Origin of the sequence: Acinetobacter lwoffii (assembly GCF_049367455.1) — a bacterium.
GTDB lineage: Bacteria > Pseudomonadota > Gammaproteobacteria > Pseudomonadales > Moraxellaceae > Acinetobacter > Acinetobacter lwoffii_W.
In genome coordinates this window covers 2,285,214-2,311,745 of sequence record NZ_JBMPXW010000001.1, presented here as the reverse complement: position 1 = coordinate 2,311,745, position 26,532 = coordinate 2,285,214, and the positions used below count along the sequence as shown (strand labels likewise).

The following is a 26,532-nucleotide window of genomic DNA, read 5'->3' as shown; positions in this document are numbered from 1 at the left end:
TACCGGAACATTGACCTATTTAACTGCCTTCTCGCCAGCTTTTAGAGCTTTCACAGTTTAAGGGTTTTAATTTTTGATCCAGCAAATCAAATAACAAGGCCTCACCATTTTCCTTCACCTTCAGCTCTGCAAATTTGGCGTTACGATAACAAGGCTCCAGACCTTCGGCAAACATGAAACTGTTGGCAGCAGGATACAAAGCTTCAAAAGTATTGCGTGGGTTTTTCAGCATTAATCGGGCTACACGTTCCGATTGATTGAGTGCACTTCGATCAAAACTGGTTTTAATAACTCTGCGCTGCTGATCCAGCTGCACATAACTCATTACATGTGATTGATTTTTAAAATCTTCAATCTTTATGTCAGAAACAGGCTGTTCGGAACCATTCCCCGCTGCCACTGCGCTAAAATGCAGATCATAGTTCAGTACCATATAATCCCCTTGCAGGATCGAACGCGGATCGACTGGTGCCAACTCGACAAAGATACTGTCGCTTTTGGCCAGATGCCATTCATGCTGGACAATTAAACCTACGAATAAAGCAATACTAAAAATACTAAGATGCAGTGCCATAAACTTTTTCATCATGAGACCACTCCTGCTTTCAGCTGGAACTTCGGTGAACTCAACACATAAGCCAAAAGCAACACCAGCACACCTGAGGCAAAAATACTGACACTTTTAAATAAAAAACTTAGTCCCAGATTGTAATACAGCAGCCATAACCAGAAGATCAGTAGCAAAATGGTCAAGGCTTGCATCAATCGTTGTTGATTCACCATGGCCCAAGCCATAAACACTAAAATGATAAAAATTTCAAAGTAACCCAATGCAATCAGCAGAATTCCCGCAGCAGGAATGAGCCAGAGTTGAATTCGTGAAAATTGCTTGAGATGAATCCCGACAAAACTCAATAGCCAGAAAGCTGGCAAAATATAGAAAATAATGGCTTCATCTATACCGCGTGGCTGCAATTGCTGAGCCACACCAAATTGCAGTAAACATTGAAAAATAGCCGTCACCACCAAAATACTAATCATCCATAAATTCATGCTTTTGGCATAAGCTGAAGCGAGCCAGTATCTCGCAGTAAGCAAAGCTCCTGTCAGAATGCTGTAATTCAGCAGCATGATCCACGTCAGCAGGCGCTGATCCTGAAAAAATGCATGTTGGTCGACCAGAACTGCAATTCCCAGTATATGTGCAAGTAACAACTGCAACAGCACCACCAGCCAATGCATACGACTCATGATAGTCAGCAGCGTAATGCCGACTTGTATCAGCCAGATTAGTAATAGACTCTCTGTGAGTAATTGAGTATGAATCAATACCGCGGCCTGACCGCAAACCCATAAACAATAAGCCAATTGCCGCAGAAAAACTGAGGGCTTGCTACGAATCAACCACCAGGCGACTGCGATAAAAATGATTCCCATCAGAATCGAAAAACTTTTCCAATAGGTCAGCAACAGCATGGCCAAGATCACACCAGCAATCCACGCGCCCAGAGCCAATGGAATGACCGAAAACCGGCTCTTGGGCAACAGCTTGATCAGCAGACCTGTAATAGCTGCGAACCAGCTGAATATCAGCAAAGCTAGTATCAATAAGCCAGCGGCAGAATCCTGTAAATATTGCTGAGTGAGATCAAAAATGAGAACACTAAAACTCAGGGCCAGTCCTGCAACAAGCAAACTGGTTTCAAGCTGTTGCTTTCGGGTATAGAAATAAACACTGAATAAAATAGGCAGAACCAGCACCGAAGCCAAATACCAGATCGAATCCGAGTCGATAAACCGGAACATACTTACTACTGAAATAAGCACCACGACAGCGATAAACAGATAGCGCAAAACCGGATAATAACGTAAGGCATAGATCATACTTAGCCCGGTCAACAGATTCAGACCGAGCAGATAAAGAGTTTCAGCACGCACCAGCCAAAAGCTTTGTTTAAAATAAAAATAGAGTGCTAACTGGCTGACCACACAAAATAATGCAAAGATCCCAATATTCGGCCGATACAGCCAAGGCAGCAACAGCAAAGCCCAAAGCAGAAATAACTGATAACTGTCAGCACCAGTCTGATAAATCTGTCCAATCACGGCCAGACTTAAGCCCAGCATTAGACCCGATACAGTATCCAGACTTTGTCTTAACTTTTCCCGCGCAGTGAAACGCACACTCAGCAATGCTGAACCCAGCAATAAAATTTGAGGAATAAACAGCTGGACAAATTTGGGCAACATCCACCAGTTTGCTGCCAGCAGATACACGATACTGACAGCGATCAGCGCCAGCCCAATGATTTGAAGAATTTGAATCACAGCAGGTTGAATAAATAACAGCGGGGAAAATGGACGATCTGGTGATGGTACTGTTCTGGACATGCTAATCTGTTCAATTTTTATTTGATTTCACCTTAGCATGATTTTTGCAGGATATGCCAGGCAGGAACAGTCCAAGTATGCTGTACATTTTTAAATCAAGATTTGATAAATTCCGTACCCTGCAATCATGAGCAGAATCATGCCGCACAATGCCAGCAAATGTGGATAGAGTCGAGAATGGGATAAGTGGTTGAAACCCAAATACACCACAGACAAAGTCAGAAAATCCAGGAGAATCCAGCTCAAAGTCAAAATAATTAAACTTAAATCAAGATCAGGAGTAATCCCGATAAACTGCGGGAAAAAAGCCGCAAAGAAAATAATGTCCTTCGGATTAGAAATACCAACCAAAAAACCTTGTCGAAAACCACCATGCACAGGAACTAGATTCTCCTGAGCTTGCTCCTGCTGCTTAAAAATAACTTCACGGAAAATCTGCCAGCCCAGATAGCCAATATATAAACAGCCCAGCAGCTTGATCGCATCCAGCCATTGCGCATTAATGACCAACAAACCTTTTAGACTCAATACCGATAAGGCAATTAACACCAGAGAGGCGAAATTGGTACCAAAAATGGTTCTTAAAGCCGCCGCATAACCACCTTTTAAACCGGCACTGGCCACCAGCAACATCACTGGGCCAGGTGTAGCGATCATCACCACAACAGCCAGACAATATAAGAAATATTCACTAATATTCATGCTATTCCCTCAGCTATTGTTGTTTTTGTGTATAAAAAAGAGGACTTAGTCCTCCTCTTGTATATGAATCAGATGCTGACTGATGCCATCTGCCCGCAGAAAAGCCAGATCATAACTGGCGGTAGCCAAGGCCAAGATCCGGCGCTCAAACTCGTCCCAGAGCGGACGCACCTGCTTATAATGGATGCCTAAACCACTATCGTCGGTAAAATGCCGTTTTTTTTCACAGAGCTTTAAAGCATGATACAGCTTGCGCCCTTTGGAAGCATCATCACGCAAGCGCACCCGTTTCGACAGCACAAAGGCCTGCACTTTGACAAGATCGGCATGCGGTAACAATGGCACCAGAATCTGATCCAGCTGTGCATCCAGTCGCTGCCACACAGCTCGATGCTGCTCAGCACTATACGTATTCCAGTGAATCACTTCATGATTAAAACGGCGGCAACCACGACATACCGCATCACCAAATACGGTCGAGCAACGCCCTGCACATGGGGTTAAAGACGCAATACGACGATCTGAACTCAAAACACACTCCAACGATACTGCAAATTTCAGTATCTGCATCACTGCACAAAATCCTGGGTCGGGCATGACTATACACGCTCTCCCCCATGAATTGAAGCCTGTTAAAAGACTTGCGTTTTACTCGCTTATTCACTCGAATCAAGCTAAAATATGCGCCTTTCAAATTATCATGCTACGTTGGAGTATTCCATGAACGCTACTGTAGAACAGCTTGCACCTGTAGAACAGCAAGCGACGACTGGTTGGGTTGTTGCCGCACTTTATCAATTCAAAGAAGTTCAAGATCCTGCCGATCTTCAGCAACGTCTTTTGGACCTGGTAAAATCCATCAACCTTTGCGGTACTCTAATTGTGGCAGGTGAAGGCATTAACGGTACGGTTGCAGGCGACCGTGCATCGATTGATCAAATTCACCAGTTCCTTCTAAATGAAGGTTTTAACGAAATGGAATACAAAGAATCTGACAGTTCTGAAAAGCCATTCCGTAAGATGAAAATTAAATTAAAAAAAGAAATCGTGACTTTAGGCGTGGAAGTAAAACCGCGTGATTTAGTCGGTCACTATCTTGATCCAAAAGAATGGAACGAACTGATTGCACGTGATGACGTGATTCTGGTCGATACACGTAACGATTACGAATACAAAGCCGGCACTTTCAAAGGCGCAATTGACCCGAAAACTGAAAGCTTCCGCGAATTCCCTGAATACGTGAAAAATAATCTGGAACAGCACAAAGACAAGAAGATTGCGATGTTCTGTACAGGTGGTATTCGTTGTGAAAAATCAACCTCTTTACTTCTTCAAGAAGGCTTCACTGAAGTTTATCACCTGAAAGGCGGTATTTTGAAATACCTGGAAGAAACCCCGGCTGAAGAAAGCATGTGGGAAGGTGAATGCTTCGTGTTTGATGGTCGTACTGCCGTAACGCACGGTGTTGAAGAAGGCCAAAACACCAAGTGTCATGCGTGTGGCTGGCCTTTACTTCCAGAAGAAGTTGCACTCCCAAGTTATGAACATGGTGTCTCTTGTGTATACTGTATTGACAAAACTACGGAGAAACAAAAAGAAGGTTTCCGTATGCGTCAATCACAAATTTTAGCGGCGAAACGTAAACGTCTTTAATTCTATCTTTTGTAATAAAATCATATAAAAACCCTCTTCGGAGGGTTTTTTGTTTACATAAAAATTACAACTGTAATAAAACTCTTACCAATCCTTTACCAAGAACCTCATTTTTTTTCAAACAAGATTGTTAGTCTAATGATACGGTGATTTACATGCTAAGTCTTTCATTATTAACTGAAATTTTTAAATGAAAAGGAATATAAAATGCCAGGCTCACTTGCTCAAGATTCAGAAAATCTGGTTCATTTCCAACCTCAAGAAAATATAAAGCTGCAACGACTTCATCAAATTACTGAGGAGCTTGAACATCAGTCACATTTATTTGTCGTTATTCTGGGAACGGTTATTGGCGCGATTTTGGCGCTGTTCATTGGTTACCATATTAATACCGGTATCATACATTTTATCCTGCTGAGTATTTTGCCGGTGTGCTTGGCCTATTTCTTACGTAAAGTTTATATTTATACGCTGACGCATAGCTGATTCTGTCTGAGCATTTATATTCCAAGACTTTACCGCACCAAAAATACTGCTTAGGATACAGGCAGTATTTTTTATTTTGCCAATCATATGAATCTCACTGAATGGATTATTTCCATCATGGAGCAACTGGGCTACTGGGGCATCGCCCTGCTCATGTTCCTGGACAATGTCTTTCCGCCTATCCCGTCTGAAATCATTATGCCTTCTGCGGGCTATTCAGCTTCTCAAGGTGAGCTGGTACTGGTTGGAGTAATCATAGCTGGCTGTATCGGCTCCTTACTAGCAGCTGCTTTGCTGTACTGGATTGGCTATAAATTCAACCATGACTCTATTTTTAAATTTGTCGATCGTTATGGCAAATATTTATTTATTAAATCAGAAGATGTAAAAAAATCATTGAACTGGTTTGAGCAATATGGTCACCGGATTGTGTTCTTTGGCCGCATGATTCCGGCTGTTCGCTCCTTGATCAGTATTCCTGCAGGTATGAGTCATATGCCTTTCTGGAAATTTATGTTCTATAGCGCACTTGGAACCATCATCTGGACCACATTTCTGGCCTGCGTCGGGTTTTATTTTGGCGAAAACCAGCAGTTGATGCATCAGATTTTCAGTAAAGTCAGTTATGTGATTATTGCGATTGTTATCGTTATTATTGTCTGGGCTTTCTACCGTAGACAGCAGCGCAAAAATCGTCCATCCTGAATAGACCTCAGCATAAGGAGGTCAAAACGATGTCGCATTATCTGAAATATTTTGCCACCGTTTATCTGGTCTTGGTTCTATTGGTGGGCCTATTCGTCTATTTATTTGGTCTGGGCGCTATTCTCCTGATTCCTGCCCTGATTGCTTCTGCCTTTCTCAGTGCCAGGTACTTCGTTAAACACCAACACCGCTTGCCAACCCAGAAGGAGAACAAGCCACTCATCTGGGGTTCTACGATTATTGCCATGACCTTTGAGTTTATATTTTTATTTGTGCTGATCTGGATGTCCCCTCAAACAGATGAAATTTATAGAACCATCGCCTATACAGGAAGAGGACCCAATTCATTTCTGGTGGCTGTCAGCATTGCCTTACATGCCTTGCTGTTCCATATCGCCTACAATGGTTATGCCCGCTATAGTTTGTCCAAACGCGCAGGCCTGGAGAAAAACCGGGATTGAATATCTTTACCCATGTAAAAGTCCAAAGCTAAAAAAAGCACCGTGCGGTGCTTTTTTTATGAATTATTCTGGCGTGTGGTACATCAGATACAATTCATTCAGGTTTTCTGGAATTTCTTCTGCAAGCTCATCCATTAACTGGCCGTTGCGACGGAAAGTTTCCATTTGTGGATCTTCATCATCGATGCCGCTGAAGACCATGATTGGCAAGGTTAAATCAACCAGTTGTTCTTCAAACTCTTCAGTAAACCAAGCCTCTTCGTTCAGGAACATGGCATCTACAAAGCCCACGCTCCAGTCACCCAAGCTTGATTCGGTATCTGCTTCTTCAATTTCAAATGGGAATGTAATCCCTTCTTCATTGGCTAAGCTTTGACGAATAGACTCTAACCATGCTTGCACCTGACTGATGATTTCTGCAGGCACTTTCTTTTGATTGTTATCAAAAAGTTCGTCTAACCATTTGTCAAATTTTGGGCCTACTGCAATAGCACATAAGAAACCATGGGTTGCTGCGAAATCTAGACCGTGTTCATTCTGGTCACCATCTAGATACTCACTCAACAGGTCTAAATCTAAAGCACTCATCTAACATCCAAACTTAGAAAACCGAAAGGTTTAGCATAGCATTTATTCAGGCGATGCTAAATCCGAATTCGTTAATCTTCGTCATCAAAATCATCGTCATCGTCGAAGTCGTAGTCAAAATCTTTGAGTTCGCGTTCCAAGCGACGCTGTGAAAGTAAATCATCAATCAGACGACGTTTTTCCAACGACTCTTTGGCACTCAGCTTACTGGAAGCCTCATCGAAATTAACATCATCCTCACCGAAGTTATCATCTAGTTCAAAATCTGTAGAAGACACTAAAACTTCCTCATAGTGAAAAATGTAAATGGTTTTAGCGCTATTTATCTTGCCTATAATCACAAGTCAAGTTTTATTTAAATTTTCCTATGTTAAAATTGTAAATAGGGCTTTTTTTCTAGCTCCATTGTATGGCATGATATAATCCACCCTGCGTCCTTATGTTTTTTGATTCTCCTTTTTTGAGTCATAAACAGACACGCAGGGGATGAACTTGAAAACAACAAATTCACCCCCATCTTAAATTACTGAATTTCATTTTAAATATTTTATCAGACAGCTTTCATGCTGAATTCTCTGATGAAATATATAGGCTATTCACTAAATTTAACGAGCTTAAATCGTGCAGCATTGTACGGTTTTTTACTGTCACAGATTCAACGAAGAGTAAGCAAAAGATGAGCGATATGACTTCCCCTACTTCTCAAGTAGCGGCTCTGATTAGCCGAGGCAAAGAACAAGGTTATTTAACCTTCGCTGAGGTTAACGATCATCTGCCGGACTCCATCACAGAAAGCGAGCAGATTGAAGATATCATTCAGATGCTGAATGACGTCGGTATTCCGGTACATGATCGCGCGCCTGAATCTGATGATACGATGTTCGAAGATACTGCAGAAGCGGCGGATGAAGTTGCAGAAGAAGAAGCTGCAGCCGTACTTGCATCGGTAGAAAACGAGCCAGGTCGTACCACTGACCCTGTACGTATGTATATGCGTGAGATGGGTACAGTAGAACTTCTGACTCGTGAAGGCGAAATCAGCATCGCAAAACGCATCGAAGAAGGTATTCGTGATGTTTTGCACTCGATTGCTTACTGGCCGAATGCGGTAGAAGTGGTACTGCAAGAATACAAAGATTATGAAGCCGGCGAACGCCGTCTTGCTGACCTTTTATCAGGTTATTTAGATCCTGAATCAGATGAAGAAATTCCTGAAGTTCTAGAAGAAGAAGCGGTTCTTGCTGAAGATGAGACTGACTCGAAAAAATCGACCAAAGACGTAAAACTGGACGATGATGAAGAGGAAGAAGAAGCAGATTCTGATGATGAATCAGAAGCAGATTCTGGTCCAGATCCTGAAATTGCCAAAGCGCGTTTCACTGAACTGGAAAATGCGTGGCTGAATACCAAAGCAACCATTGAAAAACATGGTCGTGACAGCAAACAGGCTGAAGAAGCTCTTCAGGCACTTGCAACTGTATTCATGATGTTCAAATTCACCCCACGTCTATTTGATATCATTTCTGAAATGATTCGTGGTACCCATGACCAGATTCGTGGTGCAGAACGTGAAGTGATGCGTTATGCAGTACGTCGTGGCCGTATGGACCGCACCCAGTTCCGTACCAGCTTCCCGGGTCAGGAATCGAATCCAGCCTGGTTAGATGAGCAGATCGCGAAAACACCTGCAGACCAGAAAGCTTATCTGGAAAAAGTACGTCCAGACGTATTGGCATTCCAGCAAAAAATTGCCGATATCGAGAAAGAGCTTGGCCTTGATGTAAAAGGCATTAAAGACATTGCCAAACGTATGGCCGTCGGTGAAGCCAAAGCACGTCGTGCCAAGAAAGAAATGGTTGAAGCGAACTTGCGTCTGGTCATTTCGATTGCGAAGAAATATACCAACCGTGGCTTGCAATTCCTGGATCTGATTCAGGAAGGTAACATCGGTCTGATGAAAGCCGTAGACAAGTTTGAATACCGTCGTGGTTATAAATTCTCGACTTATGCAACTTGGTGGATTCGTCAGGCAATCACCCGTTCGATTGCGGATCAGGCACGTACCATTCGTATTCCGGTACACATGATTGAAACAATCAACAAGATCAACCGTGTATCTCGTCAGCTTCTACAGGAAATGGGTCGTGAACCAACTCCTGAAGAACTGGGCGAGCGTCTGGAAATGGACGAAGTCAAAGTACGTAAAGTACTGAAAATCGCCAAAGAACCGATTTCGATGGAAACACCGATCGGTGATGATGAAGATTCGCATCTGGGTGATTTCATTGAAGACAGCAACATCACGTCACCAATTGATGCTGCAACGTCTGAAGGCCTGAAAGAAGCAACACGTGAAGTTCTGGAAAACCTGACTGAACGTGAAGCCAAAGTCCTGAAAATGCGTTTTGGTATCGACATGCCGACCGACCATACTTTGGAAGAAGTGGGCAAACAGTTTGACGTAACACGTGAACGTATTCGTCAGATTGAAGCCAAAGCACTGCGTAAACTTCGCCATCCATCGCGTTCAGAACACTTACGTTCATTCCTTGAGAATGATTAAGATTTGATACTTGATGTGGAGACTTGAAATTTGATCATCAGTCTCCATTTAAGTAGCCAAGACAGACCCAAACGCCTGCATGATTGCAGGCGTTTAAAATTAGGGGGACTACCATGTTAGACCGTACACCATCTCGTGAACTTCAAGAACATCTTTGGGTTTTCCCTATGGATTATCCGATTAAACTGATTGGCCTTGCGGGCGATGAATTGCGTCACGCTGTCATCGACATTTTTCTAAAACATTTTCCAGATTTTGAAGGTGATAGCGTAAGTATTACACCATCACGTACTGGCAAATATCACTCCATTACCGCACAACTGCGCTTTCTGGAGCTGGAACAGGTGCATGCAGTGTATGCAGATTTGGCCGCCTGCCCGCTGATTAAAACTGCATTGTAATCGAAAATACAAAAGACACGCTTCCGGGCGTGTTTTTTTATGCCTGTACAATGACTGAGCTAGCGCTTAAATATTGCAGATCTCGCCCCTATTTCATGCCGAAGCCATTATAATTATGATCAGTTTTTATAATTACTAAGGACACTCCCTGTGACTGATGTGCTGCAAAAGCCCGAGCTGATCATTCGTCAATATCACGACCTCACACCTTATGAAGATCGTTTTCTGGAAATGAAAACATTTACGGAAACCCGTGATGAACATAGCCCGGATCAATTGTGGATTTTGCAACATCAGGATGTACTGACTCAAGGTCAGGCAGGCAAACCGGAACATATTCTAATGCCGAGCAATATTCCGGTGATTCAGACCGATCGTGGTGGTCAGGTGACCTGGCATGGTCCCGGTCAATTGGTGGCTTACTTCATGTTTGACCTGAATCGTCTGGGCTGGAATGTGCGCACGCTGGTGTCTTATGCTGAAAACCTGATGATTGACTTGCTGAAAAAATATGGCATTGATGCCTATGCCAAACCGGATGCACCCGGGGTATATGTGTCTGAGCGAAAAATTGGCTCACTCGGTTTTAAAATTCGTAAAGGCCGTAGCTACCATGGTCTGTCCTTAAACCTGGATTGTGACCTGAGCGGATTCAACACCATCAATCCTTGTGGCTATGCAGGACTGGAAATGGTACGCATGAGTGACCTGCTCGAACAACCACCCCAGTTTAGCCAGTTGTGCACTGAAATTATTGAAACTTTGCGCCACAGCGGGTACTTTAAGCAAATAACTGTCGAGCAAAGATAAAGCCTTTGCATTTTACTCCCAAATAAATTAGAGTATTTACTCTAAACTAATAATATTGAGATAGGGATCATCACGTGATTGCGACTAAATCCGTAAAACCCGCTTTGCAGCTTGCCTATGTCAAACTCATGATGGATGTGATTGGCCGAGGTCTGGTCATGGCAAGTCAGGTGGATGAAGAAATCAAACAGGAAGTGGCCCATTTTCCAGCAAATTTTACTCTTTCCATGAAAGTCTTTCCGCATGGCCCGGCCTTTGTGGCACGGGTCACTGAGGACAAACAACTGGAACTGGTCAAAAATCTGGAAAAAGCACCTGATTTGATCATTACCTTTAAACATCTGCACCATGCCTTTTTGGTGTTTTCTTTTCAGGAAAGCACCTCACAGGCTTTTGCCCATGACCGTATGATTGCTGATGGCGATATTTCCAATGCCATTCGTCTGGTACGCTGCCTGAATAAAATGGAAGCACTAATTTTGCCAAAAATGGTGGCACAACTGGCAGTGAAAGAATATCCAAGCAATCTGAGCTTAAAAGAAAAACTAAGCGAAGCGAGCAGCATTTATCTGAAAATCGCTCAATCCTATTTGAAACGGAGTGTATAACATGGCTAAACCTTATTATGAATTTTTCTGTCCGGTCAAAGTGATTGCCGGTCATGCCGCGTTAGAACATATTCCGTTTGAACTTGCGACTTTAGGGGCCAAACGTCCGCTGATCATTACCGACAAAGGCGTCCGTGCCAACAATTTGTTGGCACCAATTGAAGCTGCATTTGAAATGGCAGATGCTGCAATTGTAGCGATTTTTGATGATGTACCACCCGACTCTAGCTTGGGTACAGTGCGCAGTGCGGCAAAGCTGTATCGCGAAAATCATTGCGACGCGATCATTGCTGTGGGCGGAGGTTCAGTCATTGATACCTCTAAGGCAACCAATATTCTGGTATCGGAAGGCGGTGATGACCTGCTGAAATATTCGGGTGCACATAACTTGCCTAAACCGCTGAAACCGTTCTTTGTGATTCCAACCACATCTGGTACAGGTTCAGAAGTGACCATGGTCGCTGTCGTGTCGGACACTGAAAAGAACGTCAAAATGCCGTTCGCCTCTTATTATCTGATGCCGCATGCTGCGATTCTGGATCCCCGCATGACCCAGACCTTGCCGCCACATTTAACCGCCATGACCGCAATGGATGCTATGACCCATGCGGTCGAAGCTTATACCTGCATGGCAGCCAATCCGATTTCGGATGCTTATGCCACCGCCGCAGTCAAAAAGATCAGTACCCACCTATTTAATGTGCTGGATAACCCTTCCGATGCACAAGGCCGTCTGGAGCTGGCACAGGCATCGACCATGGCGGGAATTGCATTTTCCAACTCGATGGTTGGCATTGTGCATTCACTGGGGCACTCATTGGGTGCAGTGGTACACCTGCCGCATGGTTTATGCATGAACTTATTCCTGCCTTATGTGCTGGAATACAACAAAGAGGTCAATGGCGATAAAATCGCAGATCTGCTCCTGCCTTTGGCGGGTGCCGATATTTATGCACAAACGCCGGCGCATCTACGTGCTGACAAAACTATTGCAACGATTCTAACCATGCGTGACCGGATTTACAGTCTCACCAAATTACCGCGCACATTACGTGAAACCGGTAAGATTTCTGAAGCCCAGCTCGATGAAGTGGCAGAGAAAGCCCTGAATGATGGTTCCATCATTTATAACCCGAAAGAAGCTACCCTGGAAGATTTAAAATCTATCTTAAAAAAGGCTTGGTAATTACTGAAAAATAAGCCAATATAGCCGAAATTCCAGCCTGATGTTTTTTTAAACATCAGGCTTTTATCTTGCATAAGAAAAAATTCGATTTCTATTTTTGAATGGCACATTTTATGCAGGACAAAAGTCAAAAAAATAGCTAGCAAAAGCCGTTCTTTTCAAGTAGATTGGCGGACTTTTATAGAAAACTGTAGGGGGGATCGTTCGTCTCAAACGATCCTTACAAATATGACTGATCCTTGATCAACGATTAAGAGGATAACGCCGTTGACTAATATCTCTGGGACTCAATCGGCAGCTAAACTGCAAAAAACGCTGGGACTCTGGCACATCATTATTATTGGTTTAGCTTATATTCAACCCATGACCTTGTTTGATACATTTGGTCTGGTATCTGAAGAAAGTAACTTCCACGTTCCTACCTCTTACATTTTTGCACTGATTGCAATTTTGTTAACCTCCTTGAGCTATGGTCATATGATTCGTCGCTACCCTTCTTCGGGTTCGGCCTATACCTATGCGCAAAAATCCATCCACCCGAACGTAGGTTTCATGGTGGGTTGGTCATCCTTGCTGGATTACCTGTTATCGCCAATGGTCAATATCATTCTGGCGGTGATTTATCTGGAAGCACTTTTCCCAGACATGAACCATTGGGTTTGGGTCATTGGTTTAACCGCCTTTATGACCGCGATTAACCTTCGTGGTGCGAGATTTGTTGCCAACTTCAACAGTATGATTGTATTCGTACAATTGGGCGTCATTGCATACTTCACCTGGATGGTTTACCAACTTCTGGAAGGTGGCGTAAATGCAGACGGCACACTGGTCGATGCAAAATATCAACTGTGGAGTTTAGAGCCATTCTGGAATGAGTTTACTTCTGTTGCTGCCCTGATTACCGGTGCAACCTTACTGTGCTTCTCATTCACAGGTTTTGACTCTTTAAGTTCTCTTGCTGAAGAAACCAAAGATACTGAGAAAACCTTACCTAAAGCGATTTTCTTGACTGCATTATTGGCAGGTATCATCTTCATCATCAGTACTTACTTCATGCAGATCTTCTTCCCGAATGATCCAAAAACTTACTTTGAAGATATCGCTGCAACACAGCCGGATATTTTACAAGCTGTCGGTGGCGTGGCGTTTAAGACAGTCGTACTTTACTTCGCAATTGTGACAGTCATGGCTTCTGGTATTTCAGCACATGCGGGGGTATCTCGTCTGATGTACGTAATGGGTCGTGATGGCGTAATCAACAAGAAGATCTTTGGTCATATTAGTCCGAAAAACTACACACCTTCATACAACATCCTGATCGCTGGTGCAGTGGCTTTAACTGCTGGCTTTATGGATCTTGATTTTGTGGTGTCTTTGATCAGCTTTGGTGCCTTAACTGCATTCAGTTTCGTCAACTTGTCGGTGATTTCACGTTATGCATTACGTGATGGTCGTACCAAGAGTGCTAAAGAGATCATGAACTTTGTCGTTGTTCCTTTACTTGGCTTCATTTCAGTCTTTGCATTGTGGCTAGAAGTCGATGAAGCTTCGCTTAAATATGGTCTGATCTGGGCATTTGGCGGTATCTTGTACTTGGGTTATAAAACCAAAGGCTTCAAGCACCCAGCTCCTCAGCACAATGAATTTGACGATAAATAATATCTTTTCAATTCAAATAAAAAAGGCGCTTCATGCGCCTTTTTTATGTCTGTCATGTTTTGATTTTACTAACGCAGATAGCAATCAAAACCCATCTGGGTATTAACTCGATTATTTTCATAACCCAGTTTCTCAATAAACAGACTGCGATTAGACAATAACTTTTGCTCTTCCGGACCTAAACGGGCTCTATTTTTGATAGCTAGTTGATACATTTCATCGACGACATCCTGAAAAATATCACAGACTTCCTCACGCTTGGCGGGCTTTAATTTACGCCCCCGCCAGGTCCATTGAAAATCATCTGAATTCAGGCTCTGCCCCCATTTTTCGATACGTGTATCTAAGCGTTTTTGCATGTTGAGCAAGCCCTGCTGTATTTCCGCTTGAGTAATGGGTTGAATTTCCTTTGTTGCCGATGTGGCAGCACTGCTCTCTTCCGCACTGATGGAAGCCGCAATAGTTCCAAGGCAACATGCGATGACAAGTTTTAATAGAGGCTTCAAGGCTGTACCTTTTGTTATATTTGATAAAGTTATAAATTCAAGCATACAACGAAGTGAAAAGCAGTTTATCTATTTGTTACACAAAATAAAAAAGCCACCCAAAGGCAGCTTTTAGAATCATCACAAATTTCAGCTTAAAGCGTTTTAAAATCTTGCTGACGCCAAGCTTCGTAGACAATTACTGCAGTGGCATTCGACAAGTTCAAACTTCGGGAGTTTTCTGCCATCGGTAAACGAATCCAGTGCTTTTGCGGAAACATCATACGAACATGTTCAGGCAGACCACGAGTTTCCGGACCCATTAACAAGGCCACAGGACGGTTTAAATCCGAAGTATGCGGTGTTTCAGAACCTTTGGTGGTCAATGGATAGATTGCATCCAGCCCAATGCCTTTGCTTGCCAAATCGGCCAGACAGTCTTCGATGTTTTCCCAAATCTGCATATTGGCATATTCGTGATAATCCAGACCGGCACGTTTCAGCTTTTTGTCATCCAGCTCAAAACCCAGCGGCTTGACCAGATGCAACTGTGCTCCGGTATTCGCACATAGACGAATGATATTGCCTGTATTTGCAGGAATTTCAGGCTCATATAAAACAACGTGGATCACAGCTTACTCACTCAATATATTTAATTCAGACAGGACATTCGTCTTGCGCTCGGGCAAAGCAGTGCTTTGCTTATCCTCTTACTTCACGCACAGCCTTAGTCTTGCGCTCGGGCAAAGCAGTGCTTTGCTTATCCTCTTACTTCAGGCCTAGCCTTCGCCTTGCGCTCGGGCAAAGCAGTGCTTTGCTTATCCTCTTACTTCAGGCCTAGCCTTCGTCTTGCGCTCGGGGCAAAGCAGCGCTTTGCTTATCCTCTTACTTCAGGCACAGCCTTCGTCTTGCGCTCGGACAAAGCAGTGCTTTGCTTATCCTCTTACTTCAGGCACAGCCTTCGTCTTGCGCTCGGACAAAGCAGTGCTTTGCTTATCCTCGCTCATGCCATTGCAATTGTTCACGTAAGCGTACAACTTCACCAATAATGGTCAAAGTCGGTGCCTGAATCTGATGTTCGGACACTTTGGATGCAATGTCAGCAAGGGTTCCCACGACGACTTTCTGTTCAGGCGTCGTACCTTTAGAAACCAAGGCCACCGGCATGTCGGCTCGCTGACCATGAGCGATTAATTCTGCACAGATTTTCTCCAGTCCAACCAGTCCCATATAGAGCACTAAGGTCTGGTTTTCATAGACCAACTCACTCCAAGGCAATTCTGGCGAACCTTCTTTTAAGTGACCTGTCAGAAAACGCACACTTTGCGCATAATCACGATGGGTTAATGGAATACCGGCATAGGCTGAACAGCCTGAAGCTGCGGTAATTCCTGGAACCACCTGGAAAGTAATCCCTGCAGCAAATAGCTCTTCAATCTCTTCACCGCCACGCCCGAAGATAAATGGATCACCGCCTTTCAGACGACAAACCCGTTTTCCTTCACTGGCATATTTCACCAACAAGGCATTAATCCCATCTTGCGGAACTGCATGATTGGAACGTGCCTTACCCACATAGATCTTTTCCGCATCACGGCGGCACAGCTCCATAATTGGCGCTGAAACCAGACGGTCGTAAATGACCACATCAGCCTGCTGCATCAAACGTAGGGCTTTTAAGGTTAACAGTTCTGGATCACCAGGACCCGCACCGACCAAGTAGACTTCACCTTTCGGCTTTTGCCATTCTTGTAATGCTTGCTCGATCAGGCGATCTGCTTCCGCGATATTGTCGTTGAACACCTGTTCTTTTAGCGGACTGGCATATAAATCTTCCCAGAAAATACGACGTTCATCCGGATTGACAATTTTAGCCTTAACCGCACTGCGCCATTTTCCTGAAAATTCAGCCAGCTTGCCCATACCATGCGGAATAGTCGTTTCAAGCTGAGTCCGGATCTGCCGCGACAACACGGGCGACGTACCATTCGATGCCACTGAAATCACCAATGGCGAACGGTCAATAATTGCAGGAACCATAAAGCGGCAATGCGGCGGATCATCAACGCTATTGACCAGGACATTTTCCGCTTCACACAATTCAAAGACCTGACGATTGGTCTCTGCATCATCAGTCGCCGCAATCACCAGTCGATATGAACGTAACGCAACTTCAGGATGAAAAGCTGCCTGCACATAGTGTCCTTGGCTATTTTGCACAATTCGCAGCAGACTCTCTTCAATTTCAGGCGCAATCACATGAATGATCGCACCTGCTTTTTGTAGGAGAAGTGCTTTACGGTATGCAATATGTCCACCACCGACAATCAGACAAGGTTGCTGTTGCAACTTTAACGAGATTGGAAAAATATCCACGAACTACCTCAAAATTTTAAATCTGCTGTCTATGCAATTTTCATGCACATTTAGGGATGCTGAGATCGACAATTAGTCGATATAAGTCGCACCACCCATATATGGACGTAATACTTCAGGAATCTCAATCGAGCCATCGGCGCGCTGATAGTTTTCCATCACTGCAAGTAAAGTACGACCCACGGCCAGACCTGAACCATTCAAGGTATGTACAAATTCAGTTTTCTTCTGATCAGCACGGTAACGCGCTTTCATACGACGTGCCTGGAAGTCCCCCATGTTTGAGCATGAAGAAATTTCACGATAGGTATTTTGGCTTGGTACCCAAACTTCCAGGTCATAAGTCTTGGTCGCACCAAAGCCCATGTCACCACCACAAAGTAAAATTTTACGATATGGAAGTCCAAGTGCCTGCAAGATGCCTTCAGCATGGCCAGTCAATTCTTCAAGCACTTGCATCGAAGTTTCAGGCTTCACAATTTGAACCATTTCGACTTTGTCGAATTGGTGCTGACGGATCAAACCGCGGGTATCACGACCATAAGAACCTGCTTCGCTACGGAAACATGGCGTGTGCGCTGCATATTTCAGTGGCAGACGGTCTGCATCAATAATTTCATCACGTACGAAATTCGTCACTGGCACTTCAGCAGTTGGAATCAGATAAAACTCTTTTTCGCCCTGCAGCTTAAACAGATCTTCTTCAAATTTAGGCAGCTGACCAGTCCCACGCAATGAATCTGCATTGACCAGATAAGGCACATAGGCTTCGGTATAACCATTTTGATCAGTATGCGTATTTAGCATGAACTGGGTAATGGCACGTTGTAAACGCGCCAATGGACCTTTCAATACACTGAAGCGTGAACCAGTTAATTTGGTCGCGGTTTCAAATTCAAGACCGCCCATCATTTCGCCCAGATCCGTATGGTCTTTGATTTCGAAATCAAATTCACGCGGTGTACCCCATTTCAGGATTTCCACGTTATCGCTTTCGTCTTTACCTTCAGGCACAGCTTCATCTGGCAAGTTTGGAATAGATAATAATTTTTCTTCAAGCTCAGCTTGCAGTTCAGCCAGTGCTGCTTCAGCCGCTTTGATTTCATCACCAATCGCAGACATGCGAGTCATGATTTCAGATGCGTCGCCACCTGCTTTTTTAATTTGACCGACTTGTTTGGCACCGGCATTACGTTCAGCTTGCAGTGTTTCTGTCTTGGACTGAATCTCTTTACGGCGTGCTTCTAGGGATGCCCACTCTTCAACATTGAGTTGAACACCACGTTTTGCCAAGGCTACATTTACAGCCTCAATATTATTTCTGAGTAATTTCGGGTCGATCATAATCAATCTTTGCAGAAGAAAAAAACTGGCTATAGTGTAAGCTCTTAGCATTAAAAAATACAGTGACCAAGACCACGGCTGCGTCCTATTAGCACAATATTTAGGAAGCTGTCTGCTGCAAAATGGCTAAATATTCAGGGCGAATCACTTCATTTAAATCCGCATATGACACTTTTAATTCAGGCATTCCTGCTGCTGCCGGAGCTAGTTCGCCTGCCGGATACACCATCACCAGACCTGTTGTATCAAAATAATAGTTATCACTCAATTTTAACTGCTGTTGTTGAATACCCTGCGTATTCAGCCATTGAGTATTGGTTCGATACATCGCATTCAGCAGTTTCTGCTCACCACCATTTAATAACAGTTGAGACAAAGCCAAACGTTTTTTCTGTTTTAGATCAAAATTGATATATTCCGTATGAGTCATCAGCTTGGACTGATTGCGAGGTAGATTGGAACTTTTTAAGGCAAAAGAAGCCAGATGGGCACGCTGACCGACAAATTCCACCTTGATAAAGCGCTGATCCAGATAATACGGCTCATCGGCTTTTTTAGGATTTTTCTGGGTGACCTTGGTGAATGCAACAGGTTCGGTATGCTGTATCCGCTCAATAAAATATTGATTAATCCAGTCAATATTGCTGTCCACTGTTTGTAGATCAAAGCGTACACAACCTTCTATTTCACACACCACTTTGGCTGCCCCTTTCACAGGAACGCTCTTGGCTTCAATCTGCACAACACGGTCTGTTTGCGCGAGCGTTGCCACTGAGCTGGATTGAGGTTGACAACCCATCATACCCACAGTGAGTAATAAGACAGCGTAGATTCCAACTGTTCTAAATAGATTATTCTTCATCCTGAGCTCCCAAAATTTTGCAATTCCATTGACTCGACTTTTATTTATTCTAAGATGCTCTCCTGTTTAGATATAGCTGAACCTTGTAGCCTGCTCAAAAAAATCCTGATGATCGGCAATAAAAAAGCAACCTCGAAAGGTTGCTTTTTTAGTTGGTTCATATTGATGCTTATTGATCAATAATGTCCGTACCTTTTGGTGGAGTAAAGTTAAAGGTAGAGGCTGGAATACTGCTATTTACTTTTACATTGCTAAATTTGATATGGGTGGTTTGTCCCAATGAATCCTGCAAGATCATCAAGCTTGGTGCTTTGTTCGCGCCAAAGCTAATGGTCAGGCTTTCAAACACACCATCGGTATTTTTAGGATATAGCGTGTAATAGGTTTTGCCTTTATTTGGCTGAGTCACCCGGTAAGACTGCATAATCTGGCTGGTGTTTCCTGACAGCAATAACGCCGGTGTATTGGCAACCTGCTCATCTAAGCTTTGACGAACGGCTTGCTGCAAGTCCGGATCATAAATCCAGACGGTTTTACCCGTGGTTGCAATGACTTGCTTCGACGGTGCAGTCGTTTCCCAATAGAATTTACCCGGACGCGCGACTTTCATCACGCCTTTAAAGGTTTGATTCATATGTTGTGCAGTCAAACCTTTTTTCTGGGTCGCTCTCGGGTTGGTTACCTTGGTGCTTTGTTCGAAATTTGCCGTCATGCTACGCACATGATTGAGCTGTTTGACCAGACTGGCTGTTGCCTGTTGCTCCGAAGCTGCCACAGGTGCAGCAAACACGGTTGTACTCATCACCGGTGCTAAAGTCACTGCACCCAGAGCCATAGCACAGACGGTTTTACGAAGCATATTCATAATTTCACCTTTATATTTTGCGTGATCGCAATTTATTTGATAGCTCATCTTAAACGAAAATTAAAAGCTAAAATGATAGAAAATAAGAACTTTTGTATTGTTATTAATTCGAAACCGGTTTTTTTGTTCATCATTATGAAGATTTCAGGACAATTTTTACATTATGGAATGTCGCTTAATCTGCCTATTAATTTTCAGGCATAAAAAAACCCACAATAACTGTGGGCTTTTTTCTATCTCAGCGAATTACGCGTCAACAGATACGTAGCGACGGCCGAATTGACCTTTCACTTCGAATTTTACTACGCCATCAGCAGTAGCAAATAATGTATGGTCACGACCCATACCAACGTTTTGACCAGCGTGGAATTCAGTACCACGTTGACGAACGATGATGTTACCTGCAGTTACAGTTTGACCACCGTAAACTTTAACACCTAACATCTTAGGATTCGAATCACGACCGTTCTTAGTCGAACCACCGGCTTTTTTAGTTGCCATGTCTATTTACTCCTCGTAATTAGCCTGAAATAGCTGTAATTTTCAACTCAGTGAACCATTGACGGTGACCTTGTTGTTTACGGTAGTGTTTACGACGACGCATTTTGATGATGCGGATTTTGTCGTGACGACCATGGCTAACTACTTCAGCAGTTACAGTAGCACCAGCAACAACTGGAGCACCGATTTGAATGCTTTCACCGTTAACAAGCATCAATACGTCATCAAACGTAATAGTCGCGCCAGTTTCAGCTTTCAATAATTCTACTTTAAGGGTTTCACCCTCAACTACACGGTGCTGTTTACCACCGCTTTGGATTACTGCGTACATAATGTACTCCAAACAAGCCCGTGTCGTCGTGCCGATAAAGGAATATATCGAACTTAAGACGTACGCCACTGGGGGGATATCTAAGGGCGAGGATTTTAAGGGATATTCAAAAAAACAACAAGCCATTTTACTGAAATAATAATGAGCAGGATGCGCTAATTATTTAACTATTAAATAATTTCTATCAAATCAAATACTCAAGATATATTCAGCAACAAAATAATACAGCAGAAATCCGGCCAGTTTGATTAATATACTCAGCCTGACGAATAGGGCCACGCCCCTGACCTTTCCTGATTTTTTATGGCTCAAAATATGGATCGAATCTACATAAGATCTATAAAAAGCTGATTTTTAGTGGAGTTTATGCATTTCTTAGGTTTCACTCATGTTATAAATTGTTAAACTACGCCCAGCGATTTACCAGACTAGAGGTTTTCTTTCACATGACCATCGACTTTAAGCAAGACATTCTCGCGCCTGTTGCTAACGACTTTGCTGCGATGGACACATTCATTAATGAAGGAATTACCTCAAAAGTTGCATTAGTGATGGCTGTCAGCAAACATGTGGTAGAAGCGGGTGGCAAACGTATGCGCCCGATTATGTGCCTTTTGGCCGCCAAGGCGTGTGGTGCTGAAAATTTAGAACCGCATCGCAAACTGGCTGCAATCATTGAGATGCTGCATACCGCAACACTGGTGCATGATGATGTGGTGGATGAGTCTGGCCTGCGCCGTGGCCGCCCGACGGCCAATGCGACCTGGAATAACCAGACTGCGGTTTTAGTCGGTGACTTTCTGATTTCACGTGCTTTTGATTTGCTGGTCGATCTGAACAACATGGTGTTGCTCAAAGATTTTTCGACCGGTACCTGTGAAATTGCTGAAGGTGAAGTGCTGCAACTACAATCCCAGCATCAACCGGAAACCACTGAAGCGACTTATTTGAATATTATTCATGGCAAAACTTCGCGCCTGTTTGAACTGGCCACCGAAGGTGCTGCCATTTTGTCGGATAAAGATGAATTCCGTCAGCCTTTAAAAACCTTTGCCGGACATTTCGGCAATGCTTTCCAGATTATTGATGACATTTTAGATTACACCTCCGATGCGGACACGCTCGGCAAAAATATTGGTGATGATCTGATGGAAGGTAAACCGACCCTGCCATTGATTGCGGCACTGAAAAACACCACCGGTGAGCAACATGAAATCATCCGTCGCAGTATTGCGACTGGCGGTACGGAACATCTGGAACAGGTCATTCAAATTGTCAATGAATCTGGTGCGCTGGATTATTGCCGTCAACGTGCTACAGAAGAAACTGAAATTGCAATTGATGCCTTACAGGCATTACCTGACTCCGAATATCGTCAGGCCCTGATTAATCTGGCCAAACTGGCCCTACACCGAATTCAGTAACTTTTAAACTCGCCTATGCATATTAATTTTCTAGATCTTTTTCAAAACATGCAACACCAGCTTGAACAACCTCGGGCGGTGCTGGATGAAAATCTTCTGATTGAACTGGTTGAAAGAATCAGACCTGAAGACAGCAGAAATACCGAAGAGATCGAAGCGAAATTCAATGCATTTATCCGGGCTTTATTACTCACCCCGAATGCGGTTGCCACGCTTCAAACCTTTACCCTGCGGATCATTAACCGCTATAAACAGACCGGTCTGTTTTCCGATACCGGCATTTTGTCTCTAGATGGATTCTGGAACCAGCTAAACCAGCGCCTTGGTGCACATGTCTTGCCGCTGATTCCTGACCATCAACAACTTCAGGAATTATTTCGCAAGGTTTTTTATCAACGTACTGATAAATACTGGCTAGACTATTTTGATGAAGATGACTGGCAACGTTTATTTGCAGTCCTGAATCAGGGACATTCCAATCAACCTGAAAAAACCCGGATTAAAGACCAGCTAATCAAGGCACTGACCATTTTGTCGTACCGGATCAGTGGTATTGGTCTGCACCCTGAATTTATTAATGCCCAGCCTGAACTGATGGAATACGAATCTCCTTTTCTGGTGCAGAATCGTGAGATTAACGAGTTTATTCAGGAATATAAAAAACGTTATAACACAGTCACCCTGGTCGATTCGATTACCCCACCGGATGCCTCACAAGCGCTGGTGATGCTGGAACAATGTCATGATGTCGTGGCCAAGATTCGCCGTTCTACCAAGCGGACTGGCGTCAGTGTCAGCCTGACCTATATGCTGGCACTGCTAGAACAGTGTCTGGAACGGGTTGAGATTCTGCTGAATATGGTGATGGATGACGATGATCTGCGTTATCAATCCATTGGCCTGTTTATGGCGGACATTACTGAAGCAATTTATAGTGAACGCAGTGTGCGGGCCCTGCTGGCTACCAATAGTGAACTTTTAGCTTTACAGGTAACTGAAAATGCCAGCAAGACTGGTGAACATTATGTGAGTACCGACAAGCAAGGCTTTCTGGCCATGTATAAATCGGCTGCAGGGGCTGGTGCCATCATCGCAACAATGGCCACCTTAAAAGTTCTGATGACACGCCTCACCATGGCCCCTTTGATGCAGGCCTTTAGCTATAGCATGAACTATTCGCTAGGCTTTATGCTAATTCATGTGCTGCATTTTACCGTGGCAACCAAACAGCCGGCGATGACTGCTGCCGCACTGGCTGCTACCGTACAGCAGCGTAAAGGCTCGAAAATGGCTCAGATTGCCGAGCTGGCTGCGCTGATTGTAAATATCATCCGCACCCAGTTTGTCGCCATTCTGGGCAATATTTCGATTGCGATTCCAGTAGCAGCATTGATTACCCTGCTGTGGGATTTTGCGCTGCATGAACCTTTAATGAATCATGCCAAGGCTGCCAAAACCCTGCATGACCTGAATCCGTTTACTTCGTTGGCAATTCCGCATGCAGCGATTGCCGGGGTATGTCTGTTCCTGTCCGGATTATTGGCCGGTTATTTTGACAATATGGCCGTTTACCGCAAAGTTGGTCCGCGCCTGAAAGCCCATGTGCGGTTATCTCAGCTGATGGGGCAAGAACGTCTTTACCGTTTTGCTGATTATATCGAACGCAATCTGGGTGCACTGGCGGGTAATTTTATTTTCGGGATCATGCTCGGCAGTATGGGTACCCTTGGTTTTATTCTCGGTCTGCCACTGGATATTCGCCATATCGCCTTTGCCTCTGCCAACTTTATTCAGGGTCTAATTACGATCAATGGTCCCGATATCGGCTTGATCGTAGTGTCTTTTCTGGGTGTGTTACTCATTGGCCTGACCAACTTGTTTGTCAGTTTCACTCTGACGATTATTGTAGCCTTACGCGCACGCCGGGTGCGTTTTGAACAGTGGAAACCTTTGGCAAAACTGGTCATGACGCACTTCCTGACCCGACCTAGTGATTTCTTCTGGCCACCCAAGCAAAGCATTGAAATTGACGAAAATCATACATCGACAAAAACTCAAAACTGAGATAATTACACTATATTTAGCAACAAATTCCTTACGAAAAAAATGGAATTCGCATAAAATACGCACACTTGAAAAAAAGTGTACTGACAAGTACACTTTGGTCAGACAATTGACCGATCTGCGAACGGTTAAAAGGACAAGGATTTTTGGCATGCATTACTTGTTACTTTTTGTCGGTATTTTATTTTTAATTTTCAGTGTGTTCATCCTGAATATTCCCGCTTTAAACGAGCTCGACTTGCAAGCTGTGGAATGGATGAGTCTGTATCGCACCGAGTTTTGGAATCAAATTACTCAGTCCTTATCCTTAATAGGTGGCATGCCATTTGTATTATTTTTATCCACGCTATGGTGTATTGCATTGCTGTGGTATAAAAAGTATACAAACGCAATTTTTATATGTATCGGAATTATCGGAGGAATTCTCCTAGCTTGGCTGTTGAAATTTGCAATTGCCCGACCCCGACCACCAGAATCCTTGCATCTGGTTGAAAGCTTTGGAAGTTCCTTTCCAAGTGCCCATAGTCTATATGCGGCCTGTCTGGCTTGTCTGGCAATTTACATCCATCGGCAACATTCCCGTTATACCCTCATCGTGATCGGTGCAGTGGTATGGATGCTGATGATGGGGATCTCAAGAGTTTATCTGGGCGTACATTTTCCTTCAGATGTCATATCCGGCTGGAGTATCAGTTTTATTTGGATTTCGTTGTGGTATATGGTCTGGATCAGATATTGCGCGGCTCACAAATAAGAAAATTTAGATATAAATCTAATTAGAGGTGGAATAATGATTTCTGCAAAGCTTTGGGCACCTGCCCTGACTGCTTGCGCAATGGCAACAAGTCTTGCACTTGTTGGTTGTAGCAAAGATCCTAAAGAGGGCCAGCAAGCTGGTGCTCAACAACAAATGCCACCGACTGAAGTCGGTGTTCTTGTTGCACAACCGCAAAGTGTAGAGCAGTCTGTAGAGCTCTCAGGTCGTACAACAGCATTTGAAATTTCAGACGTACGTCCACAAGCCAGTGGCGTGGTGCTTAAACGCTTGTTCACGGAAGGCAGCTATGTGCGTGAAGGTCAGGCCTTATATGAAATCGATTCAAGCACCAACCGCACTACAGTAGACAATGCCCGTGCAGCGATTGCCCGTGCTGAAGCCAATCTGGGCGTATTGCGTGTGAAGGAAGGCCGTTACCGTCAACTGGTCGGTACCAATGCCATTTCCAAACAGGAATATGATGACATCGCGGCACAGGTCAAACTGGCTGAAGCTGATTTGAATGCCAATCGCGCAACTTTGCGTAATGCAGAAATCAACTTGGGCTATTCGACTGTACGCGCGCCGATTTCAGGCCAGACCAACCGTTCGTCTGTGACGGCGGGTGCTTTGGTAACAGCGAATCAGCCAGAGCCATTGGTAACGATTCAGCGTCTAGATCCCATCTATGTAGATATCAACCAGTCAAGTGCCGAGCTTTTACGTTTACGTCAACAGCTTAATCAAGGCAGCTTGAACAGCTCTAACAATACCAAAGTCAAGTTAAAGCTTGAAGATGGCAGTATCTACCCGGTTGAAGGCCGTCTTGCATTCTCTGATGCTAGCGTGAACCCGGAAACAGGTACCGTGACTTTACGTGCGGTATTCCCGAACAAAAATCATCTGCTTCTTCCAGGTATGTTTGCCACTGCGCAAATCGTACAGGGTGAAGTACCGAATGCTTTCCTGATTCCGCAAGCAGCTTTGACTCGTACCCCAACAGGTCAGGCAATGGCGATGCTGGTCGGTGCTGACAATAAAGTGACGCCACGTCCAGTGACTACCGTTGGTTCTCAAGGCAGCAACTGGATTGTGACTGAAGGTCTGAATCCAGGCGATAAAGTGATTGTAGATGGTATTGCGAAAGTAAAACCGGAACAACAGGTCGTGGCTAAACCTTACCAGCCTCAAGCTGCTGCACCACAGGGTGCTGCACAACCTGCTGCCCAACAACCAGGTGCAGCGCAAAAAGCGGATGATGCAAAAGAACAATCTGAACAAAAACCTGCTGCTAAAGCATAAGGAGTAAG

The 26,532-nt window shown here is 44.0% G+C and carries 28 protein-coding genes; 14 read left to right on the top strand and 14 right to left on the bottom strand.

From position 1 onward, the window contains the following. Positions 1-19: 19 nt before the first annotated feature. The 4 genes from ACO1B7_RS11035 to ACO1B7_RS11020 all read right to left on the bottom strand — a co-directional run bounded on the left by ACO1B7_RS11035 (position 20) and on the right by ACO1B7_RS11020 (position 3,624). A complete protein-coding gene (locus tag ACO1B7_RS11035) occupies positions 20-586 on the bottom strand; it encodes a GDYXXLXY domain-containing protein (protein ID WP_423090318.1) in 567 nt (188 codons plus the stop codon). Then, on the bottom strand, positions 586-2,391 hold the full coding sequence (locus ACO1B7_RS11030) for a DUF2157 domain-containing protein (RefSeq protein ID WP_423090204.1): 1,806 nt from the start codon (positions 2,389-2,391) through the stop codon (positions 586-588). The genes ACO1B7_RS11035 and ACO1B7_RS11030 overlap by 1 nt, the downstream gene beginning before the upstream one ends. Positions 2,392-2,481: 90 nt before the next feature. After that, positions 2,482-3,093 carry a LysE family translocator gene (locus ACO1B7_RS11025; RefSeq protein ID WP_004280611.1) on the bottom strand — a complete coding sequence of 204 codons (612 nt, stop codon included), beginning with the start codon at positions 3,091-3,093 and terminating at the stop codon, positions 2,482-2,484. 45 nt (positions 3,094-3,138) lie between these two features. Further along, positions 3,139-3,624: a DUF1289 domain-containing protein gene (locus ACO1B7_RS11020; protein ID WP_114541676.1), complete on the bottom strand. Its 486-nt coding sequence runs from the start codon at positions 3,622-3,624 to the stop codon at positions 3,139-3,141. A gap of 189 nt (positions 3,625-3,813) precedes the next feature. On the opposite strand from ACO1B7_RS11020, the gene trhO reads away from it, so the two are divergent. From trhO to ACO1B7_RS11000, 4 genes are all read left to right on the top strand, one after another. Next, entirely contained in the window at positions 3,814-4,746 is a 933-nt protein-coding gene (trhO, locus tag ACO1B7_RS11015) for an oxygen-dependent tRNA uridine(34) hydroxylase TrhO (protein WP_005265894.1), read from the top strand. A gap of 207 nt (positions 4,747-4,953) precedes the next feature. Then, positions 4,954-5,232 carry a hypothetical protein gene (locus tag ACO1B7_RS11010; RefSeq protein WP_064096355.1) on the top strand — a complete coding sequence of 93 codons (279 nt, stop codon included), beginning with the start codon at positions 4,954-4,956 and terminating at the stop codon, positions 5,230-5,232. A gap of 87 nt (positions 5,233-5,319) precedes the next feature. Further along, entirely contained in the window at positions 5,320-5,937 is a 618-nt protein-coding gene (locus tag ACO1B7_RS11005; RefSeq protein ID WP_423090203.1) for a DedA family protein, read from the top strand. 29 nt (positions 5,938-5,966) lie between these two features. After that, complete coding sequence (locus ACO1B7_RS11000; RefSeq protein ID WP_423090202.1) at positions 5,967-6,398, top strand: ABZJ_00895 family protein; 432 nt, start codon at positions 5,967-5,969, stop codon at positions 6,396-6,398. A gap of 63 nt (positions 6,399-6,461) precedes the next feature. Here the strand turns inward: ACO1B7_RS11000 and ACO1B7_RS10995 are convergent, their stop codons facing one another. Together ACO1B7_RS10995 and ACO1B7_RS10990 are read right to left on the bottom strand one after the other, a co-directional pair. Beyond that, positions 6,462-6,986: a YecA/YgfB family protein gene (locus tag ACO1B7_RS10995; RefSeq protein ID WP_423090201.1), complete on the bottom strand. Its 525-nt coding sequence runs from the start codon at positions 6,984-6,986 to the stop codon at positions 6,462-6,464. 71 nt (positions 6,987-7,057) lie between these two features. Next, entirely contained in the window at positions 7,058-7,264 is a 207-nt protein-coding gene (locus ACO1B7_RS10990) for a PA3496 family putative envelope integrity protein (RefSeq protein ID WP_064096359.1), read from the bottom strand. Between the two features lie 350 nt (positions 7,265-7,614). Here ACO1B7_RS10990 and rpoD point away from each other — a divergent pair, with 350 nt between their 5' ends. From rpoD to ACO1B7_RS10960, 6 genes are all read left to right on the top strand, one after another. Continuing rightward, positions 7,615-9,549 carry an RNA polymerase sigma factor RpoD gene (gene rpoD / locus ACO1B7_RS10985; protein ID WP_423090317.1) on the top strand — a complete coding sequence of 645 codons (1,935 nt, stop codon included), beginning with the start codon at positions 7,615-7,617 and terminating at the stop codon, positions 9,547-9,549. A 113-nt stretch (positions 9,550-9,662) separates the two neighbouring features. Beyond that, positions 9,663-9,950, top strand: coding sequence for a YbeD family protein (locus ACO1B7_RS10980; RefSeq protein WP_004280625.1), 288 nt, complete (start codon positions 9,663-9,665; stop codon positions 9,948-9,950). 150 nt (positions 9,951-10,100) lie between these two features. After that, a complete protein-coding gene (gene lipB, locus ACO1B7_RS10975; RefSeq protein WP_423090200.1) occupies positions 10,101-10,760 on the top strand; it encodes a lipoyl(octanoyl) transferase LipB in 660 nt (219 codons plus the stop codon). Between the two features lie 74 nt (positions 10,761-10,834). Next, complete coding sequence (locus tag ACO1B7_RS10970) at positions 10,835-11,368, top strand: hypothetical protein (RefSeq protein ID WP_423090199.1); 534 nt, start codon at positions 10,835-10,837, stop codon at positions 11,366-11,368. Position 11,369: 1 nt separating this feature from the next. Beyond that, positions 11,370-12,554, top strand: a complete 1,185-nt coding sequence (locus ACO1B7_RS10965; protein WP_004280629.1) for an iron-containing alcohol dehydrogenase — start codon at positions 11,370-11,372, stop codon at positions 12,552-12,554. Positions 12,555-12,821: 267 nt separating this feature from the next. Then, entirely contained in the window at positions 12,822-14,213 is a 1,392-nt protein-coding gene (locus ACO1B7_RS10960; protein ID WP_004280630.1) for an APC family permease, read from the top strand. A gap of 68 nt (positions 14,214-14,281) precedes the next feature. On the opposite strand, the gene ACO1B7_RS10955 is transcribed toward ACO1B7_RS10960, so the two are convergent. From ACO1B7_RS10955 to rplU, 8 genes are all read right to left on the bottom strand, one after another. Beyond that, a complete protein-coding gene (locus ACO1B7_RS10955; protein WP_423090198.1) occupies positions 14,282-14,764 on the bottom strand; it encodes a hypothetical protein in 483 nt (160 codons plus the stop codon). An 89-nt stretch (positions 14,765-14,853) separates the two neighbouring features. After that, on the bottom strand, positions 14,854-15,330 hold the full coding sequence (locus ACO1B7_RS10950; protein ID WP_338839773.1) for a tRNA (cytidine(34)-2'-O)-methyltransferase: 477 nt from the start codon (positions 15,328-15,330) through the stop codon (positions 14,854-14,856). A gap of 361 nt (positions 15,331-15,691) precedes the next feature. Next, on the bottom strand, positions 15,692-17,074 hold the full coding sequence (cysG, locus tag ACO1B7_RS10945; protein WP_420937840.1) for a siroheme synthase CysG: 1,383 nt from the start codon (positions 17,072-17,074) through the stop codon (positions 15,692-15,694). Between the two features lie 72 nt (positions 17,075-17,146). Then, positions 17,147-18,418, bottom strand: a complete 1,272-nt coding sequence (gene serS / locus ACO1B7_RS10940; protein ID WP_004645799.1) for a serine--tRNA ligase — start codon at positions 18,416-18,418, stop codon at positions 17,147-17,149. A 100-nt stretch (positions 18,419-18,518) separates the two neighbouring features. Further along, positions 18,519-19,280: an RsiV family protein gene (locus ACO1B7_RS10935; RefSeq protein WP_420937838.1), complete on the bottom strand. Its 762-nt coding sequence runs from the start codon at positions 19,278-19,280 to the stop codon at positions 18,519-18,521. A 169-nt stretch (positions 19,281-19,449) separates the two neighbouring features. Next, entirely contained in the window at positions 19,450-20,145 is a 696-nt protein-coding gene (lolA, locus tag ACO1B7_RS10930) for an outer membrane lipoprotein periplasmic chaperone LolA (RefSeq protein ID WP_420937837.1), read from the bottom strand. Between the two features lie 246 nt (positions 20,146-20,391). Continuing rightward, positions 20,392-20,646, bottom strand: a complete 255-nt coding sequence (rpmA, locus tag ACO1B7_RS10925) for a 50S ribosomal protein L27 (protein WP_004280639.1) — start codon at positions 20,644-20,646, stop codon at positions 20,392-20,394. Between the two features lie 19 nt (positions 20,647-20,665). Continuing rightward, positions 20,666-20,977, bottom strand: coding sequence for a 50S ribosomal protein L21 (rplU, locus tag ACO1B7_RS10920; protein WP_004280640.1), 312 nt, complete (start codon positions 20,975-20,977; stop codon positions 20,666-20,668). 446 nt (positions 20,978-21,423) lie between these two features. Here rplU and sdsA point away from each other — a divergent pair, with 446 nt between their 5' ends. The 4 genes from sdsA (at position 21,424) to ACO1B7_RS10900 (ending at position 26,524) form a co-directional block, all read left to right on the top strand. Then, the gene (gene sdsA / locus ACO1B7_RS10915; RefSeq protein ID WP_004280641.1) at positions 21,424-22,401 is read left to right on the top strand and encodes an All-trans-nonaprenyl-diphosphate synthase; all 978 of its coding nucleotides are present in this window, start codon (positions 21,424-21,426) and stop codon (positions 22,399-22,401) included. 15 nt (positions 22,402-22,416) lie between these two features. Then, positions 22,417-24,465 (top strand): site-specific recombinase, encoded by a 2,049-nt coding sequence (locus ACO1B7_RS10910; RefSeq protein WP_253099835.1) that lies wholly within the window; start codon positions 22,417-22,419, stop codon positions 24,463-24,465. Between the two features lie 151 nt (positions 24,466-24,616). Beyond that, positions 24,617-25,219, top strand: a complete 603-nt coding sequence (locus ACO1B7_RS10905) for a phosphatase PAP2 family protein (RefSeq protein WP_004645802.1) — start codon at positions 24,617-24,619, stop codon at positions 25,217-25,219. 36 nt (positions 25,220-25,255) lie between these two features. Further along, on the top strand, positions 25,256-26,524 hold the full coding sequence (locus ACO1B7_RS10900) for an efflux RND transporter periplasmic adaptor subunit (RefSeq protein ID WP_423090197.1): 1,269 nt from the start codon (positions 25,256-25,258) through the stop codon (positions 26,522-26,524). Positions 26,525-26,532 lie beyond the last annotated feature (8 nt).